The following is a 23,401-nucleotide window of genomic DNA, read 5'->3' on the forward strand; positions in this document are numbered from 1 at the left end:
TGCGACCTGAAGGCGCAAAGCGCGATGGTGATGGCCAAGATCAACCGGCTGCCGCTGGACCAGCGCGCCGTGCTGTGGGCTCTCCACGTTCAGCGCGAAACCGAGATGGTCTACCTGACAACGCACACGCCCTGCCGCTTCGGCTTCAAGACGGACCTCGACCTTATTCGCAAATGGGCAACCGGTGAAGGGCCGGGCTGCCGCGAGGTTGGAGACAGACACAAAATAAATTTTAAGACCGCGAATCGATACGAGAGACAAGTTGTGCAATTGCTGGAAGTCTTGATGCATAAGGCTTACAGCGCTCTAGAAGAGCCTCACTCCATAGCCCTGAAGCACCTACTGTACTCCGAACGCTTGACAGCCTGATGGTACAAAACTACTATATTTGCAGCAGCCCGAACTACGTCCAGAGTTCGGGCTTTTTGCGTTTCAGGCGCCATTCAGCCTACATCATCGAGACCCCCGCTCTGGGACATTGCTCTCGGCCGGTGGGCATTCTTCTGGAAAGTAGCCTCGGCTTGCGCAGTCATATTTCCTGTCGAGCGATTGTGAAATGTCTTCCCACTTGTACAGCAAGACAACCAGAAGCATAACGGCTGCTGCCGCGGAGATTCGCAGAAGCAGCTTGAACAAGTCAGCCATCCATATTCCCTTCAAGAATTACACCGTCCAATACTAGCCGGATGGCATCTTCCATTAAAGAGGTATGTGCCATGCGCACCTGGTATCTGCAAACCGACGGCAAGCGCCGCCTGATTGATGATCACATCCATAGCGGCTTTGTTGAGCTGGAACGCTGTGATGCGGAGAACTGGCTCGAGGCCAAGCGCATACTGGTCAGCGACTAATGCCCAAGCTAAAGACCCTGGGCAACCGAATCGGCTCGCTGAACACCGCCCGGGTGCAAACGATGCAAGCCGGCAGCTGGCGCACCAGCGAGATGACCAGTTCGCAACGCGGGTATGGATACCGCTGGCAGAAGGCGCGGGAGGGATACCTGCGCAGTCACCCGCTGTGCGTGATGTGCCAAGCGCGTGGGATGGTGGAGCCGGCAACGGTGGTTGACCACATCGAACCTCACCAAGGCGACCAGGCTAAGTTCTGGGATAAGACCAACTGGCAGGCGCTGTGCACGCCCTGCCATAGCAGCGAGAAGCAGAAGCAGGAGCGAGCGAGATGAGCATCAAGCCCCACAGCAACTACCAGAACAGAACCGTGCACACTGCCAACGTTGACGAAGCCGATCTGCATGCTCTGGCGCTGAAAGCTGTCGCCGAGAGCGTTGGCCTTGATCCAACTGCCCAAAACCTTGTTGTGCGTATCTACTCAACGACCCATCAAGAAGGCAGCCTTGGCACCAGCAAGCCGCGCGTTGTTGTCGAGATCATCGAGGATCACCGCGACTCAACTGGAGCGTAATCATTCAGCTGTGGCTGTCTATGGGCCTGCGCGGCCCTGTTCCAAGCATCAGCTCGGACCCTGCCGCCGGCAGGGGGGGTCAAAACCCTGGGGGGCATGAACCCTAGACCGGCTGTATTCCCACGCGCAGATTATTTCCCCCTTCTACGGATTTTGTTAATGGCTTTAACACCACGCAAACGGGCGTTCGCGGATGCCGTGTTAGCCGGCAAATCCAATAAGGACGCGGCAATCGCTGCGGGATACAGCGAAAAAACGGCGTCGGCGGCAGGGTCGCGCCTTGTTAAAGACCCTGATGTCGTCGAATACCTCGCGAAACACCGCAAAGCGGTAGAAAACGGCTCGCCACCTCCGTCCGCCCCATCGTTCGACCTTGGTAAGGCTCTGCAGCACAGCGATCCGCTGGTTTTCCTTAAAGCGGCCATGAACGACCCAGAACTGGAGCCGCGACTGCGCATCGATGCGGCCAAGGCGATGCTGCCGTTCACGCATAAGAAGCTGGGCGAAGGTGGCAAGAAGGACGAGAAGGACGAGGCTGCAAAGCGCGCTGCAAACAAGTTTGGCGCATTGGCACCTCCATTGAAGCTCGTTAGCGGCAAATGAATCGGATCCACAACAAGGTGAAGCCCGGAAGCGTAGACGCGCTTACCGGGCTTCTGTCCATTCAGACTTAATCGAGGCTCTCATGGCCAAGGCAGATCTAACCGCTGATCGAATCCGGGAAGTAGTCAAGTATGACCCGGTAACTGGAATTTTCACGTGGATCAAGACGCAGAGCAACCGCGCGATTGCCGGACGACGTGCTGGAACCAATCGTGGTGGCGGATACAGGCGGATATCTATCGATGGAGTTCTTGTTTATGAGCACCACCTGGCGTGGCTGCTTTGCAAAGGCGAATGGCCTACAAAGACGATCGACCATAAAGATGGAAATCCATCGAATAACGCGATCGAAAATCTACGCATTGGAACTCTAGCGGAGAACTGCCAGAACTTCGGCCTGCGCAAGACAAACACGAGTGGACATACAGGGGTTTCGCTTCATCGTAAGACGGGTAGGTGGTGCGCCTATATCTGGAAGGACAGGAAGAAGTTCCATCTAGGCCTATTCGATACGATTGCAGCAGCCGCGGATGCGTATGCGCGCGCCAAGGCCACTCTTCACACATTCCAACCGGTGTTACGAGATGCCTGAATGGACGACTGCATGCCCAGACTGGGGGGAACGGATCAAGCGCGGAGAGTCGATCATTCCGCCACCGATATTCCCTGACCAGGCTGAGCAAGCCCTCGGCATCTTTAAGCAGTTGAAGATCGTAGACGCACCAGGTTCGCCAACCTTTGGCGAGGCTGGTGCGCAGTGGGTGTTCGATCTCGTTGCGTCCGTATTCGGTGCGTATGACCCGGAGAGCGGGCGCCGCCTTATCACTGAATGGTTTGTCTGTATCCCGAAAAAGAACTCGAAATCTAGCTTGGCCGCGGGAATCATGATGACGGCCATGATCCTGAACTGGAGGATGTCTGCCGAGTACGCGATTCTCGCACCAACAATCGAAGTTGCGAACAACAGCTTTGCACCGAGCCGGGACATCGTGAAGCACGAGGAGGAACTCGACGACCTCTTCCATGTGCAGACACATATTAAGACGATCACGCATCGAACGACGGGTGCGACATTGAAAGTGGTCGCCGCCGACGAAAACACCGTCGGTGGGAAAAAGAGTGTAGGTACGCTCATTGATGAGCTTCACCTGTTCGGCTCCCAAGCGTCTGCTGAGCAGATGTTTCGAGAGGCAACCGGTGGTTTAGCATCGCGGCCGGAGGGCTTTGTCATCTATCTGACAACCCAGTCCGCAGATCCACCGGCCGGCGTGTTCCGGCAGAAGCTTCAATATGCGCGCGATGTGCGTGACGGGAAGATCGAGGATAACCGTTTCGTTCCCATAATTTTCGAGCACCCGCCCGACATGGTTGCGGCTAATGAGCACTTGAAAGTCGAAAACATCGCGATGGTAAACCCCAATCTTGGGTACTCCGTCGACGAGGAGTTCTTACGGCGCGAGTTTACCAAGGCACAGGCAAGTGGCGAGGGATCACTCCGAGGCTTTCTTGCAAAACACGCCAACGTTGAAATCGGCCTGGCGCTGCGGATGGACCGCTGGGCCGGCGCTGACTTTTGGCTGCAGCAAGCCCGCTCCGGGCTAACGCTTGAGGAGATTATCGCGCGAAGCGAGGTGATCACGGCCGGCATCGATGGCGGCGGCCTAGACGATCTTTTGGGTTTGTCCTTAACCGGCAGAGATCGCTCAACTGGTGAGTGGTTGGCATGGATGCACGCCTGGGCTCACCCGTCAGTGCTGGAGCGCCGCAAAGAAATCGCCTCAGCTTTGCAGGACTTCGCTCGCGATGGCAGCTTGACCTTGGTTAAGCGGATTGGTGAAGACGTCGATGAGATGGCCTCTTATGTTTCCCAGGTGGATGAGGCGGGGTTGCTGGACATGGTTGGCATTGACCCTGGAGGCATTGGCGGCGTGTTGGACGCTCTTGAATCTACTGGCATCGACAAGGAAAAGATCATCGGCATCAGCCAAGGCTGGAAGCTGGGGGGCGCAATCAAAACCGCAGAGCGCAAGCTCGCTGAGGGGGTTTTGGTTCACGACGGCTCGCGCATGATGTCCTGGTGTGTTGGCAATGCCCGCGCCGAGCCCCGCGGCAATGCCATCCTGATTACCAAGCAAGCCAGCGGCACGGCGAAGATCGACCCCTTGATGGCGCTATTCAATTCTGTGCAGTTGATGGCCCTCAACCCGGCGGCGCGAGGCGCATCCGTGTATGAGGCGCGCGGTATTCGATTTCTCTGAGGCTTCCTCCAATGAAATGGCTAGACAAAATACTTGGCGGCGCTAAGGCGACCGCCGCCGCCCAGCCACGCGCGGAAGCCGGCACAGGCATCACCTTCACCGGGCTGGATGACCCTGCGCTGCTGGAGTTTCTCCGCAACGGCTTGAGCTCGATGAACCTGCAGGGTGCCAGCAGCCTGCGAAATATGGCTGTCCTTCGCTGCGTTTCCCTGATCTCCAATGGGATCGGCATGTTGCCGGTCAATTTGCTGGAGTATGGCGACGCAAAAACGGTGGTAGAGGCTCACGCCGCGCATCGACTGATTAAGCGCAAGCCCAATGACTGGATGACGCCGATAGAGCTGAAGTCGCTGCTGCAGCTCCACGCCCTGCTGCATGGCAATGGCTACGCCAGAATCATCTGGGCCGGTGATAGGCCGATTCGAATGATCCCGCTTAACCCGTTGCGGACCGAGCCCAAGCTGACCGATGAATGGCGGATGGTTTACGAAACCACTCTGAACAACGGCAATAAGCTGACGCTGCCTGCCAAGGAGGTCTTTCACCTGCGCGACCTCTCGCTGGATGGCATTAAGGGCTTATCTCGATCCAAGCTGGCAGCCGAGGCAATCCAACTCGCGATCAGCGCGGAAAAAGCCGCCGGCCGGGTGTTCAAGACCGGGGTGATGGCCACCGGCGCCATCGAGGTGCCGAATGCGCTCTCCGACAATGCCTACAAGCGAATCAAGGAATCGCTGACCGACAACTACGGCGGCGCAGAAAACGCAGGCAATTGGATGGTGCTGGAAGAAAACGCCAAAGCAAACCGCTTCTCCAGTACTGCAGCTGAAGCCCAGCAGATAGAGAACAGGAACCACCAAATCGAAGAAGTCGCGCGGCTGTATGGCGTGCCAAGACCGCTGCTGATGATGGATGACACAAGCTGGGGCAGCGGTGTCGAGCAACTGGCGATTTTCTTCGTGCAGTACACCTTGGCGCCATGGTTCGTCGCCTGGGAGCAGGCGCTTGCGCGAGTTTTCCTAACCGACAAGGAATTGGACAAGCTCTACTTCAAGTTCAATGAGCGCGCCCTGCTCCGCGGCACGCTGAAAGACCAGGCGGACTTTTTCACCAAGGCGCTTGGCGCCGGCGGCCACGCGCCATGGATGTCGCAAAACGAGGTGCGCGGGCTATCCGAAATGCCGCGCTCGCCAGACTCCAGCGCCGACCAACTGCGCAACCCGATGACCCAAAAGGACAAGCCAAATGAGCCTGATCAAGCTGCCTGAAATCAGCGCTGACATTAGCCTCGGCAACATCCAGTTCGACATGCGTCCTGACGCGATGGAGCGCTGGGATCCGAGCATTGAGGCTTCCGACAAGGGAGAAGCCTCCATCTCCATCTATGGTCGCATTGGCCAGACTGACGACGGCTCCGGCGTCACCGCCAACCGCATTGGCGCCGCGCTCCGGGCCATAGGCCAGCGCGACGTGATGGTGAACATCAACTCGCCCGGCGGCGACTTCTTTGAGGGAGTGGCCATCTACAACCAACTCAGGGAGCACCAGGCGAAGATCACCGTCCGCGTCCTGGGAGTAGCCGCCTCGGCGGCATCGGTGATTGCCATGGCCGGAGATGACATCCTGATGGGCGACAGCACGCACATCATGATTCACAACGCATGGGCTGTGGCTGTCGGCAATCGACATGACTTCATCGAGTCCTCCAATCGGCTGGCCGTTTTTGATGCCGCGATGGCCAAGGTCTATGCCCAGCGAACGGGCATCGAAGAGACCGAAGCCGCTGCAATGATGGATAAGGAAACCTGGATCACTGCTGAAGCGGCGATATCCCGCGGCTTTGCAACGGGCCTGCTGCCCGCGTCCACGGTGTCCCAGACGCAGGCCTCCGCCAGCAACCAGAAGGCGATGGCTATCGTGGAAGCCGCCATGGCCAGGGCCGGTTATACCCGCTCAGGCCGCCGGGAAGTTTTCAAATCGCTGTTCTCTGGCACGCCGAGCGCTGCCGCACCTGCCACGCCGTGCGCTGGCGCCGAAGATGCAGCACTGCTGCAAAAACTGATCCTCTCCTTGAAAGCGTGAACATGAACAAACCTATCCCTCGCGGCCTGCTGGCCGTTCGCGCCGAAAGCGCCCCAGACGTTAAAGCCGTCGTCGACTCTCTGCAAAAGACCTTCTCCGACTTCAAAGCCGAGCACACCCGCCAGCTTGAGGATATCCGTAAAGGCCTCCCCACGGGCGACCAGGCCGGCGTTGTTGAACGCATCAATGCCGAAGTTGATCGCCTGCAAAAAGAAGTGGAAGACCTCCATGTCAAAATGGCGGCCGGCGTCGGCGGCCCGCAAGCAGGCATCCGCGATCAGGAGTATTCCACCGCCTTCATGGCCCACATGAAGAAAGGCGACGTTCAGGCCTCGCTGAACAAGGGCTCCGACCCGGATGGCGGCTTCCTCACCCCGACGGAGTGGGATCGCACCATCACCAGCAAGCTGAAGCTGATTTCGCCGATGCGGTCCTTGTGCGCGGTGCAAAGCATTTCCGGTAATGGCTTCACCAAGCTGTTCAGTGTGGGCGCTCCTTCCAGTGGCTGGGTGGGTGAATCCGAAGCCCGTCCGGCGACGGGCCAGGGGCAGTGGAAGCAGCTCTCCTACGCCACTGGCGAGATCTACGCCAACCCGTCCGCCACCCAGCAAATCCTGGACGATGCCGAGATTGATCTGGAATCCTGGCTGGCTGGTGAAGTGCAGGACGAATTCGCCAAGCAAGAAAACCTCGCCTTCCTGTCCGGCGATGGCGTGAACAAGCCGTTCGGCCTGCTGACCTATGTTGCCGGCAACGCCAATGCCAACAAGCACCCCTTTGGCCCCATCGCCAAGGTAAACAGCGGCGCGGCCGCGGCGATCACCGCCGACAGCATCATCAGCCTGATTTACGACTTGCCCAGCGCATTTGCTGCCAATGCGGCGTTCACCATGAACCGCAAAACGCAGTCCAACGTTCGCAAACTGAAAGATGGTCAAGGCAACTACCTGTGGCAGCCTTCCTATGTTGCCGGTCAGCCGGCAACCCTCGGTGGCTACGCCATTACCGAGGTGCCCGACATGCCGGATGTCGCAGCCAACTCGCTGCCGATCTTGTTCGGGGACTTCAAGCAGGGTTACCTGATCCTCGATCGCATCGGTGTCCGCGTGCTGCGCGACAACCTCACCAACAAGCCGTTCGTGAGCTTCTACACCACCAAACGTGTGGGTGGCGGCCTGCTGAACCCCGAGCCGCTGCGCGCGTTGCAAGTGGCCGTCTGAACGGCGCCAAGTTTATCTGGGCGGCTTCGGCCGCCCTACTTCATGGAGAAAACCATGCCCAAGTTTGCTAAGCCGTTCATCGGCGTGAAGGACCAGGATATCTACCCCTCTACGTTTGAAGCCGGCGACGAATGCCCGCCGGAGCTGGAACTGGCGGCGAAAGAAGCTGGCGTTCTGGCGGAAGGCGGTAAAAAGTCCGCCGCCAAAGAAGCGCAGACCCCTCCGCCGGCTGGAACGGAAGAATCGACCGATGCCGCTGGTCAATCCTGATACCGCCCGGCGACATTGCCGGGTTGACTCGGATGAAGAGGCCGACCTGATAGCGATCTACCTGGGGGCGGCCGAAGAAGCGTCGATGGCCTACCTCAATCGGTCGGTCTACCCGAACAAGCAAGAACTGGATGCCGCGGTGGCTGCGGGTACCGCGGGTGCCAACCCGATGGTGGTCAACTTCGCCATACAGGCGGCCATTTTGCTGACGCTCGGCCATCTCTTCATGAACCGTGAAGACGTGATCGTCGGTGTATCGGCCATTGAGATGCCTCGCGGCTCTCGCGACTTGCTTCGTCCGTATCGCATTATCCAAGGGGTCTGAAATGAGAGCGGGCCAACTCGACAAACGCGTCATCCTTCAGCAGTTGGTCCACGGTCGCGACCGCGCCGGCCAGCCGACCAACACCTGGCAGGATCTGCCGCCCATCTGGGCAAACGTCCGTTTCATGAACGGCCGCGAGTACATCAGCGCAGATCGTCAGCAGCAGGAAACGGTGGCCAGCATCCGCATCCGGCGCCGGCCGGTCACCGCCAGCATGCGGGTGCGCCACGCCGGCGTGATCTACGAAATATCAGCGGTGCTGCCGGATCAGCGCGGCGAGTATCTGGACCTCGCTGTTAAAGCAATCAAGTGAGACGGCCATGGGAAGACGGAGAGGAAGCGGAAGCGGCCGCGGCCACAGCACATCGGCGCAGCTATTCGACCGCGGCAGCGTCGGCATTGGCTTCGATCACTCGGACATCACCGCCGGCTTGAGTGAGCTGGCGGCCAAGCTGAGCGATGCCATGCTGTCTGGCGCGGCCGCCGGCGCGCGCGTGCTGTATGACGAAATCCATGCCAACGTGCCCGAGCAGTCCGGCCGGCTGAAGCAGTCCATTTACCGGACCTACGTCAAACAGCGCTCAGACGAGAAACGGCAGATCTACGCCATCGGCGTCAACAAGCGCACCGCCAAGCATTGGCACCTGATCGAATATGGCCACTGGCGCGTCAACCGCTTGGTGCAACTGAAAAGTGGCGAATGGGTGCCGACCAAGGAGCGGCTGGCTCATCCGGTTTGGGTGCCGGCCGAACCCTATCTGCGCCCGGCCTACGACGCCAAGATCGGCGCCGCGCTGGATGCCGCCCGTGACCGCATGCGCCAGAAACTGCAGGAGGGATAGCCGTGCCGCTGGAAGAACAATTGTTCAACACCCTGGGGCCGCTGGTTGCCAGCAACGTGTTCCCGGATACCGCTCCGCCAGGCACTGCGCCGCCCTACATCCTCTACCAGCAAGTCGGGGGCCAGCCGGTGCAGTTCCTGGAAGGCATTGGCAGCTGTGTCATGCCTCGTGTGCAAATCACCATCTGGTCGGAGTCCCGGCTGCAAGCCGCTGAGCTCCAGCGCGCCGCCCAGCGTCTGCTGGTGGCAGGACCGTTGTTCGGGCTGATTGCCGGCGGCGCGGTGGTGCTGTACGACCCGGCTGTCGGCTACCGCGGCAGCCGTCAGGACTTCCACTTTTCAGGAGACCCGTAATGCAGCCGACGCTGGCAGCCGGCACCGAGCTGGCCATCTCGCTGGCGCTGCCGGTCACGACGGACGCCGCCGGCTTTGCCGCGCTGGGGTTTACCCGAGTTCGCGGCGTGCGCACGGTTGGCGACATGGCAGAGCAGTGGCAGACCAGCGTCACCAACCTGGCAAACCGCAGTTACCCGCATGTCGCCAAGACCTGGCCCAGCGCCATCCAACAGGACATTGATCTGCTGCAGGTGGACGACGTCGGCCAGGCACAACTGATGCAGGCCTTTGGCCAACGCGGGCCCGCCGCTTTCCGCTTGGCCCAACCCGCCGGAGGATTTTGGTTCACCGCGCTGGTCACCTCGCGCGCCATCGGCGGAAGGTCGCCGGATGCACTGCTTGCCCGGCGCTTCACCCTGGTGCTGACCGCGCCACCGATCGAAATCGCTTAACCCACTGGCCCGCCCTGCGCGGGCCTTACTTTTTACGAAGAGAGGACCGACATGGCTGTTACCCTGCCCAGCGGGAGCACCCTGCAGATCGCCAGCGCTTACGGCGCGGCCAAGACCATCACCGCCATCACCAACGCCAACCCGGGCGAGGCCAGCGCCGTCGGCCATGGCTTTGCCGCCGCCGACATCATCGAGCTGACCAGCGGCTGGCAACGGCTGAATGGCCGCATCGTCCGCGTTGGTCCGGCGCCGGCCGCTGACAAGTTCAAGCTGGACACCATGGATACCACCGACACGAAAACCTATCCGGCTGGACTGGGTGTTGGCAGTGCCCGCGCCGTCTCCGGCTGGGTGCCCATGCCGCAGGTGCTGGAATTCAACACCAACGGCGGCGAAACCACCTACGCAAACTACAAGTTCCTGGAATCGGACGAAGAGCAGCAGATTCCCAGCGGCCGCTCGGCCATGTCCATCGCCATCAAGCTGGCCGATGACCCGACCCTGCCCTGCTACGCCGTACTGCGCGCAGCGTCCGACAGCCGCAAGCCCACGGCAATGCTGCTGACCCTGCCCAACGGTGGCGTGCTGCTCTACAACGGCTACGTGTCGTTCAACGACACCCCCGAGCTGTCCCAAGGCAACATCATGTCGGTGAAGGTCAGCTTCTCGCTGATTGGTCGCCCGACCCGCTACTGATCTGGAGGCCACCATGGCAAAACTGACCCTGGCCGCCGCGCCGACCTTTCCCGCCACCGTCGCCATCCCCGTACCGGGTGGCGGTACCGCGGAAGTGGTGCTTACCTTCAAGCACTGCACCAAGTCCGAGCTGCGCAAGCGCATCGAGAAGCTGGAGCAGACCAGTGATATCGACCTGATCGAATCCTGCGCCGCCGGCTGGGATCTGGACGACGAGTTCAACCGGGCCAACCTGGTGCAGTTGCTGGAAAACCATCATGGCGCTTGGTCGGCGATCTGGGGGGCTTACCTGCAAGAGCTCGTTGGAGTTCGGGAGGGAAACTAAAGGCCGCCGCGCGCGCGCTCTATGAGCCGGCGCCTGATGCAGCAAAATTGGCATCATTCGGGCTCCGGCCAGAGGATATGAACGAGCAGGACGTGGAGGTATGGCCAGATAATTGGCAGGCCGTCACTCTGTTTGCTCGAATGCGCACGCAATGGCGGGTTGGCTTCGGTGGTGCGGTCGGATTGGATTACAACGTGCTGTATCGGATGATCGGCCGCCTCAAGCTGGACGACGTCGAGGCGGAGGAACTGGAAGAGGACGTCCAGGTGATGGAGCTTGAGGCGTTGCGGGTGATGGCGGAGACAGGTGCCTAGCCCAAAAGCAGTCATGGTGATAGCATAGTTACGCGAAAACAAAGGGCTATTTTGTGTATGAAATATCTAGCATCCGCCATCGCAACCATGTTCGCTTTACTTGTTGCGGCCGGCGTGTCTCCAAACCCTGCGTTTGCCTCGCTGGTATTCATAGCTTTTCTGCTATTAGCTATCATCCCCGCAAAAATTGCAGAGAATAAGGGGCATGACTTCGTGTCGTGGTGGAGTTACGGGGTCGCCCTTTTCATTGTTGCATTCGTCCACTCGCTACTGCTTAAGCCAAACGAGGCCAGAGTAGAGGCACAGTACTTAGCTGAAGGCAGCTCAAAAAAGTGTCCATTTTGCGCAGAGCTAGTGAAACAAGAAGCTATAAAGTGCAGGCATTGTGGTAGCAACATCTGATTATCAGGAATGTCAAAAAGCCGCCCATGGGCGGCTTTTCACTTTGGTTTCTTCTTATTCTGTAGTGCTTGGAACCGTTCCATCTCATCTTCGCTGAAGACTCGCTCGACGATACGATCAGCAATCTCCCGAATCAAAAGCTCGCCGTTGGCTTCATCGATCAGCGCAGGGATAGTAGCTACTACGGCTCCTTCGGACGCAGCCGTCTCTCTCAAAAAAGACATCTCAAGCCGGTGAACAATCTCTGCATTGAGAGACCGGCCATTCTCTATAGCGGACTCCTGAAGGTTTCCCTTCAGGGCTTCCGGCATCCTGATGTTCACTTGTGGGTCTGTGCGTGCCATAAGCCAAATATTAATGCAGCACGGTGCTTGACCGCAATGAAGCACGGTACTACTATAGCACTGTGCTTTACCAAAAAGGGCCCTCGTAGATGAAAGCCATCGTTCCACAGCCAACGAGCATGAGGTTGCCAGAAGACCTTAAGGTCTGGCTGCAGCATAAGGCCGTTGATAACCGCAGGAGCTTGACAAGCGAAGTAATCGCGCGTCTTGAAGCCAGCAGAAAACAGGAGGAGAAAATTGAAGAATCATCCTGACGGTCACTTGGAGGCTGGTGGCCCGCTCTGGCAAGATTGCATTACAAACGAAAATGCCCCGGCGGCAACCGGGGCATCTAGAGAATTTCTGAATCGGGTAATTCAAGGAGAATTCGCTATGGAAACTAGCGCAAAAACCCAAAAAAGTCAAGTCAAGACCATGGCAGCCCGTAGCATGGACGCCGCCGACATCACCATGATTCACGCGGATAGCCTCTCCGGAATTCTGGCTGCTATTGCTAGGCTGTCGCAAGACGATACGATCACTAAACTGGCATCGCTTGGAAGAGCTGTCGCTGGCGACTTGCACAACGAGGCCGACATCTTCCGCGAGGAAGCAGAATCCATCGCCTTGGGGGTGTGACATGGAACTGATGACAATGAGCGCCGGCCAGCCGCTGACCATGAGCAGCCGGGAGATCGCGGATCTATGCGATAAGCGCCACGACCATGTTATGCGCGACATCCGCAACATGCTCAGCGACCTGAAAATCACTGACCCCAAATTTGGGGGCAGCTACCAAGACAGTACCGGCCGCGCCCTGCCGTGCTTCAATCTCGACAAAGAACTGTCGATGACTCTCGTCGCCGGCTACAACGTAGTACTGCGCAACCGCATCATCAAGCGCTGGATGGAGTTGGAGCAGAAAGCGCAACATCCCGACCCGATCCAGGTGCTGAATGATCCGGCGGCAATGCGCGGCCTGCTGCTGACCTACAGTGAGAAGGTTTTGTCACTGGAAAGCAAAGTGGAGTCCATGGCGCCCAAGGTCCAAGCCCTGGAGCGCATCGCGGAAGCCGAAGGCGCATCATGCATCACTAATGCTGCCAAGGCCTTGCAACTGCGACCGAAGGACTTGTTCACCTACCTCAATCAGCACCGCTGGATTTACAAGCGCCCCGGTAGCGCATCATGGACCGCCTACCAAGACAAAATTCAGGCCGGTGTGCTGGAGCACAAAGTCACTACCGTCAGCCGCGGCGATGGTAGTGAAAAAGTGGTTGAGCAGGTGCTGGTGACGCCCAAGGGGCTGGCCAAACTTGCTGAGAATGTTCGAACGATGCACTAAATCGCCTGTTATCTACTCAACCCGCCCTACGGCGGGTTTTTTATTGCCTGGAGTCCAAATGTCCAACGAACAAATCGGCCGCGGCGTCATTGAGCTCGAAGTCCGTGAAGAAGGCGTCACCGCCGCAATCGCAAAAGTTGACGCGGCTGTTGCCGGACTCGGGCAAACCGCTGCCAAGGCCGGCACGGAAGCCGGCGCCGGCATCGACAAGATCGGCCAGGGCGCGGAAAAGGCGGCGGGCAAGACCGAGCAATCCGGACAGCGCGTTAAGAAAACCCTGGCCAGCCTGCGTGAGAGCGCGGCGCCGGCGGATGCGGTCAGCGGATCGCTTGAGAAAATCGGCGACGCCGGCAACGAGGCCGCACGCAAGCTGGATGCTGCAACCCGCAACATGATCAGCTCGATCCAGCGCACCATGGTCACGATGCGCGTTGGCGACCGCAATAGCGCGGAGTATTTCCGGGTTCTCGCCGGCCAGCGCGGCGTTGATGTGGGGGCGTTGGAGCCCTACCTAAAACAGTTAGAAGCTGTATCGGCGCGCCAAGTCCGCGTTGGATTGACCGCGGGTGAAATGTCGAACGCAATGCGCATGCTGCCGGCGCAATTCACAGATATCGCCACTTCGCTCGCAGGCGGGCAAAACCCGATGCTTGTTTTCATACAGCAAGGCGGCCAAATCAAAGATATGTTTGGCGGTGTCGGGCCGGCCGCAAAGGCAATGGCCACTTATGTTCTCGGCCTTGTTACACCGCTCACTGTTACTGCTGCCGCATTTGCTGCGGTTGGTTACGCCGCATATCTCGGCAACGAGAATGTGAGCAGATTCAAAGACACGGTCAAACTGACCGGAGGCTCACTTGGTCTTAGCAGGGGTGAAATTGAAGCCTTTGCTAACGCGATAAAGATGTCTGCGAATGCGAGCACTCAAGCATCACGAGAAATGCTTGATGCTATAGCAAGAACCGGCCGGGTCGGCGGAGATTCGCTCAAGGCGATATCAGCGGCCGCACTAGCATACGCTGAAGTGTCAGGAGAGAAAGCCGAATCTGTTGCAAAAGACTTCTCAAAGATGGCGGATGGGGTTGCAGATTGGGCCGCTGAGCATAATAAGTCCATGCATTTTATTACGGCTTCAGAGTACGAATACATAAAGACACTAGAAGAAAGTGGAGACAAGCAAGAGGCCATTCGTGTTGTCTCCGACAAATTGCACCGTCAATTTGCCACAAGCGATAGCGAGAATCTCGTATTGCTTGTGAAGATATGGCGAGGCTGGGGATATGTAATTGACGATGTAGGGGAAGCAATGAAGCGTATTGCTTCTGCGGCCATTGGTATAGCCCCTCCAATAGAAAACCTATTCTCGGAAGCTGACAAGTCTGTACAGAACACCCTCAAGTCGCTAAGCAGTAATATGCTTACCCCAGCAGCACGAGAAACACTGCAAAGACAGCTGCAAGCACAGATAAAAGAAAGGGATGAGCTTGCAACACAAATCACTACACAGGCAAGGAAGAACAGGTTAAAACAAGCTGAAGCTGAGGCATCAGAGGATTCAATTGAATATCAGCGCTTGATCGAATCTCAAATGTCGAAGTCAGAAAAACGACTAAGCGCCTTCAAAAAGCTCAACGCGAGCTACTTCGGAAAAGGCAATACCGAAAAATTCGGAACAGATCAAATTAACGATTTGAGCTTGCTTTCCGAAGGGATGTTACTTGCACATGGTAAGAATGCCCAAAGGGCTCTTGCGGAATATAAAGCTGCGCGTGCTGCTATTGAAGAGAAGTTTAAAGATCCGCATCAAAGGAAATCATCGGCATTCGGCAAGGCCGAAGACCGTGATGTTGCTGACCTGCGCGCTCGGATCGAGGCTGAAAACCAGATTGCCGCGGCGATGCGGCAAAACGGCGCCGCATACGAAAAAATGACCGAAGGCGCGAAGCTGGCGCTGAAGTTTCGCCAGCAAGAAGGCGTGGCGATCACGGACGCGGCCAAGGCCAATCTGCGCTTGCGCGCCAGCCTGGCCGACGAGCTGGGATATCGCCAGGAACTGACCAAGGCACTGATGGAGCAGATCAGCGTCCAGAAAGCCCTGGACGAAGCGGACCAGCGCCGCGCCGGCGAGCAGGAGCTGCAAAGCGAGGATGTGCGCAAGCAACTGGAATTCCTGACCATGAACATGGTCCAGCGCGAGAAGTCGCAGGCAGCATGGGAAGCGGAGAAGGAAACCAAACGCCAACTGCTGGACCTGCAAATCAAGCTCAACCAGGCGCGCGCCGATGAGGCGGCCGCATCCACGCCTGGCGCCAAGGCGGTCCGATCCAAGATTGTTGATGACCTGGAAGGCGAGAAGCGCCTGTTGCAAATGGAGGGCGCCAAGAAGGTGGAAGCCGCGGTTCAGGCGGTGAATGACCGGCTCGCCATGGGCAGCAACTGGGTGGTCAGCTCGCGCCGCGCCCTGGAAGACTACGCCGACAACGCCATCAACATCGCTGATGAGGTTGGCGCGGCGTGGACCCGTGGCATGGGTGGCATGGAGGATGCGCTGGCCAAGTTCGTGATGACCGGCAAGGCCAGCTTCAAGGATCTGGCCAACAGCATCATCGAGGACATGATCCGCATCCAGATCCGGCAAAGCGTTACCGGTCCGTTGGCTGGCATGCTGCCGGGCTTGTTGTCCGGGGTTTTCGAGCGCAGCGGCCCCGCGGCCCCCATTGAGGCAGGAACCGTCATGCAGTCATCCGGCGGCGCCTGGCTGCGCGGCGTGCAGATGTTCGCCAACGGCGGCGCATTCACCAACAGCATCGTCAGCAAGCCTACGGCGTTTTCCCACGCAGGCGGGCTGGGGGTGATGGGTGAAGCTGGGCCCGAGGCGATCATGCCTCTGACCCGCGACGCGGCCGGCCGGCTGGGGGTGCGCACTGCTGGCAATGCCGGCGCGGCGCCGTCGGTGGATGTCCAGGTCAACGTGATCAACCAGAGCAGCCAGCCGCTGCAGGCCCAGCAGCAAGGGCAGCCGCGTATCGATCAGTTCGGCAAGGTCATCATCGATATGCTCGTCACCGACGTGCGCCGCGGCGGCCCGGTGTCGTCCACCATGGAAGCCGCCTACGGCCTGCGCCGCGGCGGCAGATAAGGAGAGCTATGCCCATCACCGCCCTGCCCGACTACGTGATGATTGACATGGAGGGCTACAACGAGAAAGCCGACTTCGGCGTGCAGCGCTCGCCGATGGATGGTGGCATTCCGAAGCAGCGCGCGCGGTGGTCGCTGCCGATCGTGACTCGCAGCATGACGCTGCTGATCGACGGCGCGGCCAACCGCGACGCCTTCGACGCCTGGCACCGGGAGACGCTGCGCGGCGGCGTCGACTGGTTCACGCTGAGCTTGTTCGGCAAGACCGCCCGGGCGCGCTTCACCGAGCCGCTGTCATTTCGGCCGAGCGGGCCGGAGGCGTGGACGGCGACGGCCGCCGTGGAGACGATTGGGTAGTCCAAAACCCGCAGGAGGAATCAAAATCCGGCGCCCTCGACAATTTGATGGTCTTTTAATCATCAATGGTATTGACCATCATGGAAAATTGTCTTGTTCGGCTGAGTTTTTTTGCTCTGATTATTGACTACGTAAGTCCAGGCACTTGTATCACTTCTGTCGTGCTGCTCATGTTGAGCTGTTTGCACGCGTGGCTTCACAGGCCATAAAACGTAGCCCCGCTCCTGCGGGGCTTTTTCATTTCTGGAGTCCGTATGGCCCGCCCCTACTCCCAACACGCGCGCGAGCAACTCAATGCCACCAGCGCTGACGACATCATGTTGGTCCTGCTGGAGATTCGGCACCCGTTGCTGGCTGTGCCGGTGCGCGTGGTCAACGACATGCAGAACATCGTGGTGGCCGGCAACGAGTTCATCGCCTGCGCGTTCAACATCACGCTGCCGGACGACTCCGACAATCAGTTGCCCGAAGCCCAGCTTGAAATCGACAACATCGGTCGCGAGTTGACTCAGTGGCTGGAGCAAAGCGGTGGCGGCGCCGGCGCCACCTGCCGGATCATGCAGGTCATGCGCGCCACGCCAGACCTGATCGAATTCGACATCACCATGGACTTGACAGGCCTGGCGATGGACCAGTCCACCGTTAGTGGCAAGCTCTGCTTCACCGACCTGCTCAACCAGCCCGCCGTCACCGTCTATTACCGGCCGGAAACCGCCCCCGCCCTGTTCTGAGGTTTTCCCATGCATTGGTCTGATCGCTATGTCGGCCAGGACTATGTCGCCGACACGGCCGACTGCGCCGTACTCGCCGGCACGGTCGCGCGTGAAGTGCTTGGCCTTGATGTCCAGCTCCCTGGCGAGCGGCGGCCCGGGCCATTTGGGCGCAATGCGCTTATCCAGCAGCACCAGGGCGCGTTCGCACGGCGAGTCGATACGCCGGCGGATGCTCAACCGGTGCTGCTGATTGCTCGCGGCCGCGCTCAGCACATCGGTGTGATGTGCCACTTGGCCGGCGAGTGGTGGGTACTGCACGCCGACGAATCCGCCGGGTTTGTGGTGCGCCAGCGGCTGCGCGACATGCCGCGGCAAGGCTATCAAGTTGAAGGGTTCTACGAATGGCTGTGACCAAACCGAAACTGGTGCATCTTCCGCACCCGCTGACCACCAATGGCAGGCAGGTGATCTACGAAGCCTTCCGCCGCAATGAGACCCTGGGCGGCTACCTGCGCCGGCTGCATATTGAAGTGGACCGCGCCCCGCTGGCTGTACAGGTCAACGGCCGGCCGCTGGCCGACTGGCGCCGCTACCGTCTGAGAGGCGGTGATTTTATCGAAGTCCGCGCGGTGGTGGCCGGCGGTGGCGGCGGCAAGATTCTCCGCTCGGTCGCCATGATCGCGCTGGTGATGATGGCCCCGCAGGTCGGTTTGATGCTGGCCACCCAGATTGGCATGTCGGCCACACTGGGCACCGCCTTGGTCATGCTCGGCGGTTCGATGCTGATCAACGCCCTGCTGCCGCCGCCCATGCCCGATTTAGGCGGTGTGAGTGGTCGCGATTACTCCGCCAGCAACAATTACGCGCTGTCCGGCGCTCGCAACCGCGCCCGAACCTTCGCGCCGATGCCGCTGGTGATCGGCCAGCGCCGTTTCGTGCCAGACGCCGGCGGCAACCCGTTTACCGAGTTCTCTGGCCAGGACCAGTTCCTGTACCAGGCCTATCACTTCGGGCTGCAACCCGATCTGCAATTGTCAGACTTCCGCATTGGCGATACGCCGATTGGCAATTACCAGGGCGTCGAGCTGTTCCATGCTGCCGCAGATGGACAGCTGCCGGCGGCGTTCGGCAATGTCAGCAGCGACACTGGCCGCGAGATCAAGGCCAGCGACGGCTGGGTGGTTCGTCAGCTTGCGCGCGAGACCATCGGCATCGGCATGGATCTGCAAGGCGTCGGCTATTACGCCAACGACGCTGGCGACATGGAATGGCGGAGTGTCAACGCTGAGATTCAGTACCGCCGCTTGCCGGATGGCGCCTGGCAGCCGTATGGCAGCGACCCTTACGGCAAATACGATGTTGGGAGCAACAGCATCACGCCGGTACGCCGCACCTTGATGCAGGAATTGCCGGTTTCACAGTACGAAGTCCGGGTCCGTAAAACCAGCGGCGACGTGATGTCCAGCCGTGAACGCAACGAGTTCGCCCTGGCCGGCCTGCGCGCATACCGCAAGGACACGACCAGCTATTCCGGTCAGCGCCGTGTCGGCCTCAAGATAAAAGCCAGCAGCCAGCTCAACGGCGCGGTGGACGAGCTGTCGGCGATGGCGATGGCCAGTTGCCCGGTATGGACCGGCTCAACTTGGACGACCCAGCCGACGATCAATCCTGCATGGTGGTATCTGTGGTTCGCACGCGGCGCATTTGACGGCCAGGGCCGCCGGATGTACGGCGCGGGCCTGCCGGATAGCCGCATCGATATCGAGGCCATCAAGGTGTGGGCGGCGTGGTGCGATACCAAGCAGTTGAGCGTCGGCCTGGTGCTGGACCGTCAATACAGCATCGCCGAAGTGCTGGGCCTGATTGCGCGCTGCGGCCGCGGTCGCTACACCTGGCAATCCGGCAAGCTCGGCGTGATCTGGGATGCGGCCAACCTGCCAGCAGTCGCGGTATTTGGCCCGGCCAACATCCGCGCAGGGTCGTTCAGGATCGAGTACGTCAACGAGAAGGTGGCCGACGAGGTCATTGTCAATTTTTCGAACAAGGACAAAGGCTACGAAATTGACCAGGTGCGCGTCGCCGTTCCTGGTGTCAGCACACCAACCAATCCGGTGACGCTGGACTTCATCGGCTGCTGCGATACCAGCATGGCCGGCAGGGAGGCCAATCTGATCGCCGCCTCTCAGCTCTATCACCGTCGGCGTGTGAGCTGGGAGACCGATTTCGAGGGCTTGGTTGCGACCCGCGGCGACGTGGTCCTGCTGAGCCATGACCTTGCCAACTGGTCGCACTCTGGCCGGCTGCTGGCCGGCGACCGCGGGCAACTGCGCTTGGATCGCTCCGTTCCGCTGGGCGTCAGCGGCTGGGTGGGCATTCGCTTCCCAGATGGCCGCTATGGCACCTATCGAGTCAAGGTGGGATCAGGCAGCAGCGACACCTTGCAACTGCGCGATCTGATCCCCGCGTCGGACGCTGGCGGCCCGCTGCCGGTGCCTGATGAGTCCCCGGATGCGGTGCCATACGACTGGATGTGGTTCTACGACGCCGCAACGCAGCCGGGCCGGCGCGTCAAGATCGTGGATGTGAAGCCCAGCGCCGAGGGCGTGAAGTTCACCGCCATCGACGATCGCCCGGAGTACTACGCGGCCGAAAGCGGCAGCTTCAGCAACAACGGCCCCGCTCCAACCTTACCGCCTGCGCTGGGCTTCCTGCGGCTGTCGGAGTCCAGCCGAGTGACCGGTGATGGCCGGCGCGTTGCCGTGGTGACCGCGGCATGGCCATCACTTCGCGGTGCGGTGAACTACCAATTGAAGTACCGCCGCGCCGGCGGAGCATGGGCGGCTCAGGTGGTGCCGGACACTTCGTTCAGTTGGGATGCGGACCCGCAGGATCTGGATGTGTCGGTGGTGGCGGTTTTCGCCGATGGCTCGATGTCTGCGCCAGCGGTCGCCTCGTTGAAGATCCAGGGGCACACGATGCCGCCGGCCACAGCTGCCGCGTTCACTGCGATCGGCGAGATGATGCAGATCACGCTGCGCTGGTCTTACCCCGCTCGGTCAGACCTGCGTGGCGCGCAACTGTTCGCCAGCACCGATGGACAGGTGTGGGTCAAGCTGGCCGACGTCGCCTACCCCGCAGCGGTTTACACCCATCTCGGGCTGATGGCCGGCGTCACCGTGCAATACCAACTGCGCATCATCGACACCTGGGGGAATGTCGGCGCCGCCACCACAGCGCAAGCCACCGTGATCCGCGATCCATCCGTGTTGCTGGACCAGTTGAAGAACAGCATCACCTCGGCCCAACTACAGGAGTCGCTGCGCACGCCAATTGAGCAAGCGGTTGGCGTTCAGGGCAGCGTCAATTCGCTGATTCAAGCCCAGATGCAGCAGATGCTGACGGCAGACGAGATCCGCAGCACCCAGGGAAACCACTACGCGTTCGCTAAGCGGCAACTCAACACGCTGGGCGACAGCCTTCGGCAAGAGGCGAGTGAGCGTCTGCTGCTGGCGGCCCGGGTGGATGAAAACGCTGCGGGCATCATCGAAGAGTCCACCGCCAGGGCAACGGCCGTCTCTGCGCTGTCTGAACGGGTAGGAACGATGCAAACCACGGTCGGCAGCCATACCGCCAGCCTGCAGGAGATCGGAAGGACGGTAGACGGCGTGATGGCTGAAAAGATCATCAAGCTGAATGCCTCCGGCAAAGTGTCCGGCATTGGCTTACGCGCCGACGCTTCCGGCAGCGCCGTCGACATCCTGGCCGATCGGTTTGTTGTCTCACTGCCGGACGGCTCTGGATCGCGCACGGTGTTTGTGCTGTCAACGATCAATGGCACGCCTGCGCTGGGCCTGGCAGGTGATCTTGTCGCGGATGGCTCTCTGATCGGCCGGCGAGTGCTGGTGGATGACTCTGTTGATGCGGCGAATATCAACACCCGTGGGCTGACGATACGCGACACCGCCGGCAATGTGGTCGTCGATATGACGGGCATGGGCGCCGCCTTCATCAAAGGGCTGCTTCAGGCCGGCCAGATCGACACTCGCGGCCTGACTGTGAAGCGGCCTGACGGCGTCGTCGTCGTTGACGCCAATGGGATGGATGCGACTTTCATTCGCAACCTGATGGTCGACACGCTGCAGATCAAAGGCGAGGCGGTCAGCAAAAACGACACCCGGACGGTGACGCAAAGCGGATGGCTATACCCCTTCAACTTTTCATTTCCGTTCTACTGTTCGGACCGCGGCACGTTGCTGGCATTTGGCGATGCGCCGTTTGCCAATGTCACATTGCAGGCACGGAATCGATCAACGCCCATCGGCGGATCCAGCGGCGTACTTGTGCTTGATGTTGCGGCAGGAGAAACGGTGTCGGTTTCTATATCGGGCCCAGGTGGATATAGCGCAAACGGTCAGATGCGCTACGGCGCCGTGCTGTTTCGGAGATAAGGAGGAGTCGTGGAGAAAATCAGCATCATCGAGTACGACGAGACCGGCCGCATATTGCAGACCGGTCTCGCGCCGCGCGAGAACGTGGAGATCGACTTCGCTCAGGGCAAATTGCTGCTGCAGGGCGAGGCCGACCCGGTGACACAGTACATCCGTGGCGACGGCATGATTGAGTCAAGACCGGTTAACACGGTCCGGCTTGATGGCATGGTGCTCCGTGATCTGCCAGTGCCATGCCGGCTGATCGTCGATGGCGTCGAGTATGCTTGCTCGGACACCGAGTGCCAGCTTTCGTTTTCGCTGCCAGGACTGCACCACATCGTCGTTGACGGTTTCCCCGCGCAGTTGGCTGTGTTCGAGGTGTCGACATGATGCAACTTCACCACCAGGGCGATCACCGCCCAGTCCGGGCCGTGGAGTATCCCGCTATTGGCGATCAACTTGATGTGTTGTGGCGCTGGGCGGCGCAACTGCCTACTGAGTTGCTCACCGACGAAATGCGTCAAATGCTGGCCAGCGTACGGGCCGTAAAAGATGAGTATCCCAAGCCCCGCCCAAGCGGGGCTTTTGATTTGGAGGACAAAAAACATGGCGGATGATTGGGCCGGGCTTGCGAATGGCCTCGGGAAAATGCAGACGATCTGGTATGTCGCGGCCCGCAGCTACTGGAGCGTGTTTGACCCCGACTCGGACATCGCAAACATTGTTGCCGAAGACGGCAGCACAAGGCAGGTGCCGAGCTGGCGAGCGCTGAACGGTGCCATCACCAAAGTCCGCGCCGATGGGGTCATGCCGCGCAGCGAGGTGAGCGAAGGACAACAGGATGCTGCTCTGCCGATGGGGGTATATCCCGTCAGGCGTAATGGTGAAACCGACTTGATGCTGGATGTCTCGGTAGCGCTGGGCAGCGCTCGACGATTACAACTGCTGGCCCAGTACGGAAACGAGTTGTTTTTCCGAGTAGCGCGTGATGGGGTGGACGCTTGGCAAGGAGTGGGAAGCCGAAAAAACAGGATTTGGCATTCCGGCAATATTGAGCCGTTGACTACCAATACCACCCAAACGATCACGGCGGAGAAGACTTTCTCAAGCTCCATAAACTCCACCATCGCCGGCGGCGCCTATTTGGATTGGAAGTGGCGGCCTGCAACCGTTGTGCTTTCGTGCCCTCGGAACGATTCAGCCTATGCAATATGGCGAGCCGTTCAGTACGGGACTCGTTATTTGGGTGCGTTTGACGTGCATGCAAACTCCAGCGACACCGGAGTCGTTTCTGCCGTGATGCACCTCAATGGTGGTGGAGATGCCGTTTATAGCCATTCTTGGTCCGGGCCTAATTATGAAGCGCCGGGCAATATCATTGCGGGCGGGGTAATTAGAACGGGGCAATTTACACGCGCCACGTTACCGATTGCGAGTACGTGTCCGGGTGCGATGGCGATCATCACTGATGGCCCAAGCGGGCCAACGCATGTTTTCAGCAACGGCCAGAAATGGCGCGTTCCAACCATGACAGACCTCTGAGGCTTAT

General features: G+C 59.6%; 31 protein-coding genes. 30 read left to right on the top strand and 1 reads right to left on the bottom strand.

Features of this window, described 5'->3' with window-relative positions:
- The 19 genes from ACODRW_RS13170 to ACODRW_RS13260 all read left to right on the top strand — a co-directional run.
- A partial coding sequence (locus tag ACODRW_RS13170) for a hypothetical protein (RefSeq protein ID WP_488905918.1) occupies positions 1 to 369 on the top strand: 369 nt, incomplete at its 5' end.
- A gap of 347 nt (positions 370 to 716) precedes the next feature.
- A complete protein-coding gene (locus tag ACODRW_RS13175; RefSeq protein ID WP_488905919.1) occupies positions 717 to 851 on the top strand; it encodes a hypothetical protein in 135 nt (44 codons plus the stop codon).
- The gene (locus ACODRW_RS13180) at positions 851 to 1,183 is read left to right on the top strand and encodes an HNH endonuclease (RefSeq protein ID WP_488905920.1); all 333 of its coding nucleotides are present in this window, start codon (positions 851 to 853) and stop codon (positions 1,181 to 1,183) included. The genes ACODRW_RS13175 and ACODRW_RS13180 overlap by 1 nt, the downstream gene beginning before the upstream one ends.
- A complete protein-coding gene (locus ACODRW_RS13185; RefSeq protein WP_488905921.1) occupies positions 1,180 to 1,422 on the top strand; it encodes a hypothetical protein in 243 nt (80 codons plus the stop codon). The genes ACODRW_RS13180 and ACODRW_RS13185 overlap by 4 nt, the downstream gene beginning before the upstream one ends.
- Before the next feature lie 159 nt (positions 1,423 to 1,581).
- On the top strand, positions 1,582 to 2,025 hold the full coding sequence (locus ACODRW_RS13190; protein WP_486636661.1) for a terminase small subunit: 444 nt from the start codon (positions 1,582 to 1,584) through the stop codon (positions 2,023 to 2,025).
- A gap of 82 nt (positions 2,026 to 2,107) precedes the next feature.
- On the top strand, positions 2,108 to 2,617 hold the full coding sequence (locus tag ACODRW_RS13195; RefSeq protein ID WP_488905922.1) for an HNH endonuclease: 510 nt from the start codon (positions 2,108 to 2,110) through the stop codon (positions 2,615 to 2,617).
- Positions 2,610 to 4,283: a terminase large subunit gene (locus ACODRW_RS13200; protein ID WP_488905923.1), complete on the top strand. Its 1,674-nt coding sequence runs from the start codon at positions 2,610 to 2,612 to the stop codon at positions 4,281 to 4,283. The genes ACODRW_RS13195 and ACODRW_RS13200 overlap by 8 nt, the downstream gene beginning before the upstream one ends.
- A gap of 11 nt (positions 4,284 to 4,294) precedes the next feature.
- Positions 4,295 to 5,551 (top strand): phage portal protein, encoded by a 1,257-nt coding sequence (locus ACODRW_RS13205; protein WP_488905924.1) that lies wholly within the window; start codon positions 4,295 to 4,297, stop codon positions 5,549 to 5,551.
- Positions 5,529 to 6,365, top strand: a complete 837-nt coding sequence (locus tag ACODRW_RS13210; protein ID WP_488905925.1) for a head maturation protease, ClpP-related — start codon at positions 5,529 to 5,531, stop codon at positions 6,363 to 6,365. The genes ACODRW_RS13205 and ACODRW_RS13210 overlap by 23 nt, the downstream gene beginning before the upstream one ends.
- 2 nt (positions 6,366 to 6,367) lie before the next feature.
- Positions 6,368 to 7,585, top strand: coding sequence for a phage major capsid protein (locus ACODRW_RS13215; protein WP_488905926.1), 1,218 nt, complete (start codon positions 6,368 to 6,370; stop codon positions 7,583 to 7,585).
- Positions 7,586 to 7,639: 54 nt separating this feature from the next.
- Positions 7,640 to 7,855: a hypothetical protein gene (locus ACODRW_RS13220; protein WP_488905927.1), complete on the top strand. Its 216-nt coding sequence runs from the start codon at positions 7,640 to 7,642 to the stop codon at positions 7,853 to 7,855.
- Positions 7,836 to 8,180: a head-tail connector protein gene (locus tag ACODRW_RS13225; RefSeq protein WP_488905928.1), complete on the top strand. Its 345-nt coding sequence runs from the start codon at positions 7,836 to 7,838 to the stop codon at positions 8,178 to 8,180. The genes ACODRW_RS13220 and ACODRW_RS13225 overlap by 20 nt, the downstream gene beginning before the upstream one ends.
- A gap of 1 nt (position 8,181) precedes the next feature.
- A complete protein-coding gene (locus ACODRW_RS13230; protein ID WP_488905929.1) occupies positions 8,182 to 8,493 on the top strand; it encodes a phage head closure protein in 312 nt (103 codons plus the stop codon).
- 7 nt (positions 8,494 to 8,500) lie between these two features.
- The gene (locus tag ACODRW_RS13235; protein ID WP_488905930.1) at positions 8,501 to 9,022 is read left to right on the top strand and encodes an HK97 gp10 family phage protein; all 522 of its coding nucleotides are present in this window, start codon (positions 8,501 to 8,503) and stop codon (positions 9,020 to 9,022) included.
- A gap of 2 nt (positions 9,023 to 9,024) precedes the next feature.
- Complete coding sequence (locus tag ACODRW_RS13240; RefSeq protein ID WP_488905931.1) at positions 9,025 to 9,375, top strand: DUF3168 domain-containing protein; 351 nt, start codon at positions 9,025 to 9,027, stop codon at positions 9,373 to 9,375.
- Positions 9,375 to 9,809, top strand: coding sequence for a hypothetical protein (locus ACODRW_RS13245; protein WP_488905932.1), 435 nt, complete (start codon positions 9,375 to 9,377; stop codon positions 9,807 to 9,809). The genes ACODRW_RS13240 and ACODRW_RS13245 overlap by 1 nt, the downstream gene beginning before the upstream one ends.
- 51 nt (positions 9,810 to 9,860) lie before the next feature.
- A complete protein-coding gene (locus ACODRW_RS13250) occupies positions 9,861 to 10,505 on the top strand; it encodes a phage tail protein (protein WP_488905933.1) in 645 nt (214 codons plus the stop codon).
- A gap of 13 nt (positions 10,506 to 10,518) precedes the next feature.
- Positions 10,519 to 10,830 (top strand): phage tail assembly chaperone, encoded by a 312-nt coding sequence (locus ACODRW_RS13255; RefSeq protein ID WP_488905934.1) that lies wholly within the window; start codon positions 10,519 to 10,521, stop codon positions 10,828 to 10,830.
- A gap of 47 nt (positions 10,831 to 10,877) precedes the next feature.
- Complete coding sequence (locus ACODRW_RS13260; protein ID WP_488905935.1) at positions 10,878 to 11,144, top strand: DUF1799 domain-containing protein; 267 nt, start codon at positions 10,878 to 10,880, stop codon at positions 11,142 to 11,144.
- 440 nt (positions 11,145 to 11,584) lie between these two features.
- Here ACODRW_RS13260 and ACODRW_RS13265 read toward each other — a convergent pair whose 3' ends face one another.
- The gene (locus ACODRW_RS13265) at positions 11,585 to 11,890 is read right to left on the bottom strand and encodes an Arc family DNA-binding protein (RefSeq protein ID WP_488905936.1); all 306 of its coding nucleotides are present in this window, start codon (positions 11,888 to 11,890) and stop codon (positions 11,585 to 11,587) included.
- Positions 11,891 to 11,979: 89 nt separating this feature from the next.
- On the opposite strand from ACODRW_RS13265, the gene ACODRW_RS13270 reads away from it, so the two are divergent.
- The 11 genes from ACODRW_RS13270 (at position 11,980) to ACODRW_RS13320 (ending at position 23,394) form a co-directional block, all read left to right on the top strand.
- Entirely contained in the window at positions 11,980 to 12,144 is a 165-nt protein-coding gene (locus tag ACODRW_RS13270; protein WP_488905937.1) for an Arc family DNA-binding protein, read from the top strand.
- Between the two features lie 118 nt (positions 12,145 to 12,262).
- On the top strand, positions 12,263 to 12,508 hold the full coding sequence (locus ACODRW_RS13275) for a hypothetical protein (RefSeq protein ID WP_488905938.1): 246 nt from the start codon (positions 12,263 to 12,265) through the stop codon (positions 12,506 to 12,508).
- A gap of 1 nt (position 12,509) precedes the next feature.
- On the top strand, positions 12,510 to 13,214 hold the full coding sequence (locus ACODRW_RS13280; protein ID WP_488905939.1) for a phage antirepressor KilAC domain-containing protein: 705 nt from the start codon (positions 12,510 to 12,512) through the stop codon (positions 13,212 to 13,214).
- Between the two features lie 58 nt (positions 13,215 to 13,272).
- On the top strand, positions 13,273 to 16,353 hold the full coding sequence (locus tag ACODRW_RS13285) for a phage tail tape measure protein (RefSeq protein WP_488905940.1): 3,081 nt from the start codon (positions 13,273 to 13,275) through the stop codon (positions 16,351 to 16,353).
- Between the two features lie 8 nt (positions 16,354 to 16,361).
- The gene (locus ACODRW_RS13290) at positions 16,362 to 16,709 is read left to right on the top strand and encodes a hypothetical protein (protein ID WP_488905941.1); all 348 of its coding nucleotides are present in this window, start codon (positions 16,362 to 16,364) and stop codon (positions 16,707 to 16,709) included.
- A gap of 254 nt (positions 16,710 to 16,963) precedes the next feature.
- Positions 16,964 to 17,440, top strand: a complete 477-nt coding sequence (locus ACODRW_RS13295) for a DUF1833 family protein (protein ID WP_446024375.1) — start codon at positions 16,964 to 16,966, stop codon at positions 17,438 to 17,440.
- 9 nt (positions 17,441 to 17,449) lie between these two features.
- Positions 17,450 to 17,833, top strand: coding sequence for a hypothetical protein (locus ACODRW_RS13300; RefSeq protein WP_488905942.1), 384 nt, complete (start codon positions 17,450 to 17,452; stop codon positions 17,831 to 17,833).
- Positions 17,824 to 21,870: a TipJ family phage tail tip protein gene (locus ACODRW_RS13305; protein WP_488905943.1), complete on the top strand. Its 4,047-nt coding sequence runs from the start codon at positions 17,824 to 17,826 to the stop codon at positions 21,868 to 21,870. Before ACODRW_RS13300 ends, ACODRW_RS13305 begins: the two co-directional genes overlap by 10 nt.
- A gap of 9 nt (positions 21,871 to 21,879) precedes the next feature.
- Positions 21,880 to 22,242 (top strand): hypothetical protein, encoded by a 363-nt coding sequence (locus tag ACODRW_RS13310; protein ID WP_488905944.1) that lies wholly within the window; start codon positions 21,880 to 21,882, stop codon positions 22,240 to 22,242.
- The gene (locus ACODRW_RS13315) at positions 22,239 to 22,469 is read left to right on the top strand and encodes a hypothetical protein (RefSeq protein ID WP_488905945.1); all 231 of its coding nucleotides are present in this window, start codon (positions 22,239 to 22,241) and stop codon (positions 22,467 to 22,469) included. Before ACODRW_RS13310 ends, ACODRW_RS13315 begins: the two co-directional genes overlap by 4 nt.
- A complete protein-coding gene (locus ACODRW_RS13320) occupies positions 22,459 to 23,394 on the top strand; it encodes a hypothetical protein (RefSeq protein WP_488905946.1) in 936 nt (311 codons plus the stop codon). Before ACODRW_RS13315 ends, ACODRW_RS13320 begins: the two co-directional genes overlap by 11 nt.
- Positions 23,395 to 23,401 lie beyond the last annotated feature (7 nt).

Source organism: Chromobacterium sp. FG89, assembly GCF_057808735.1.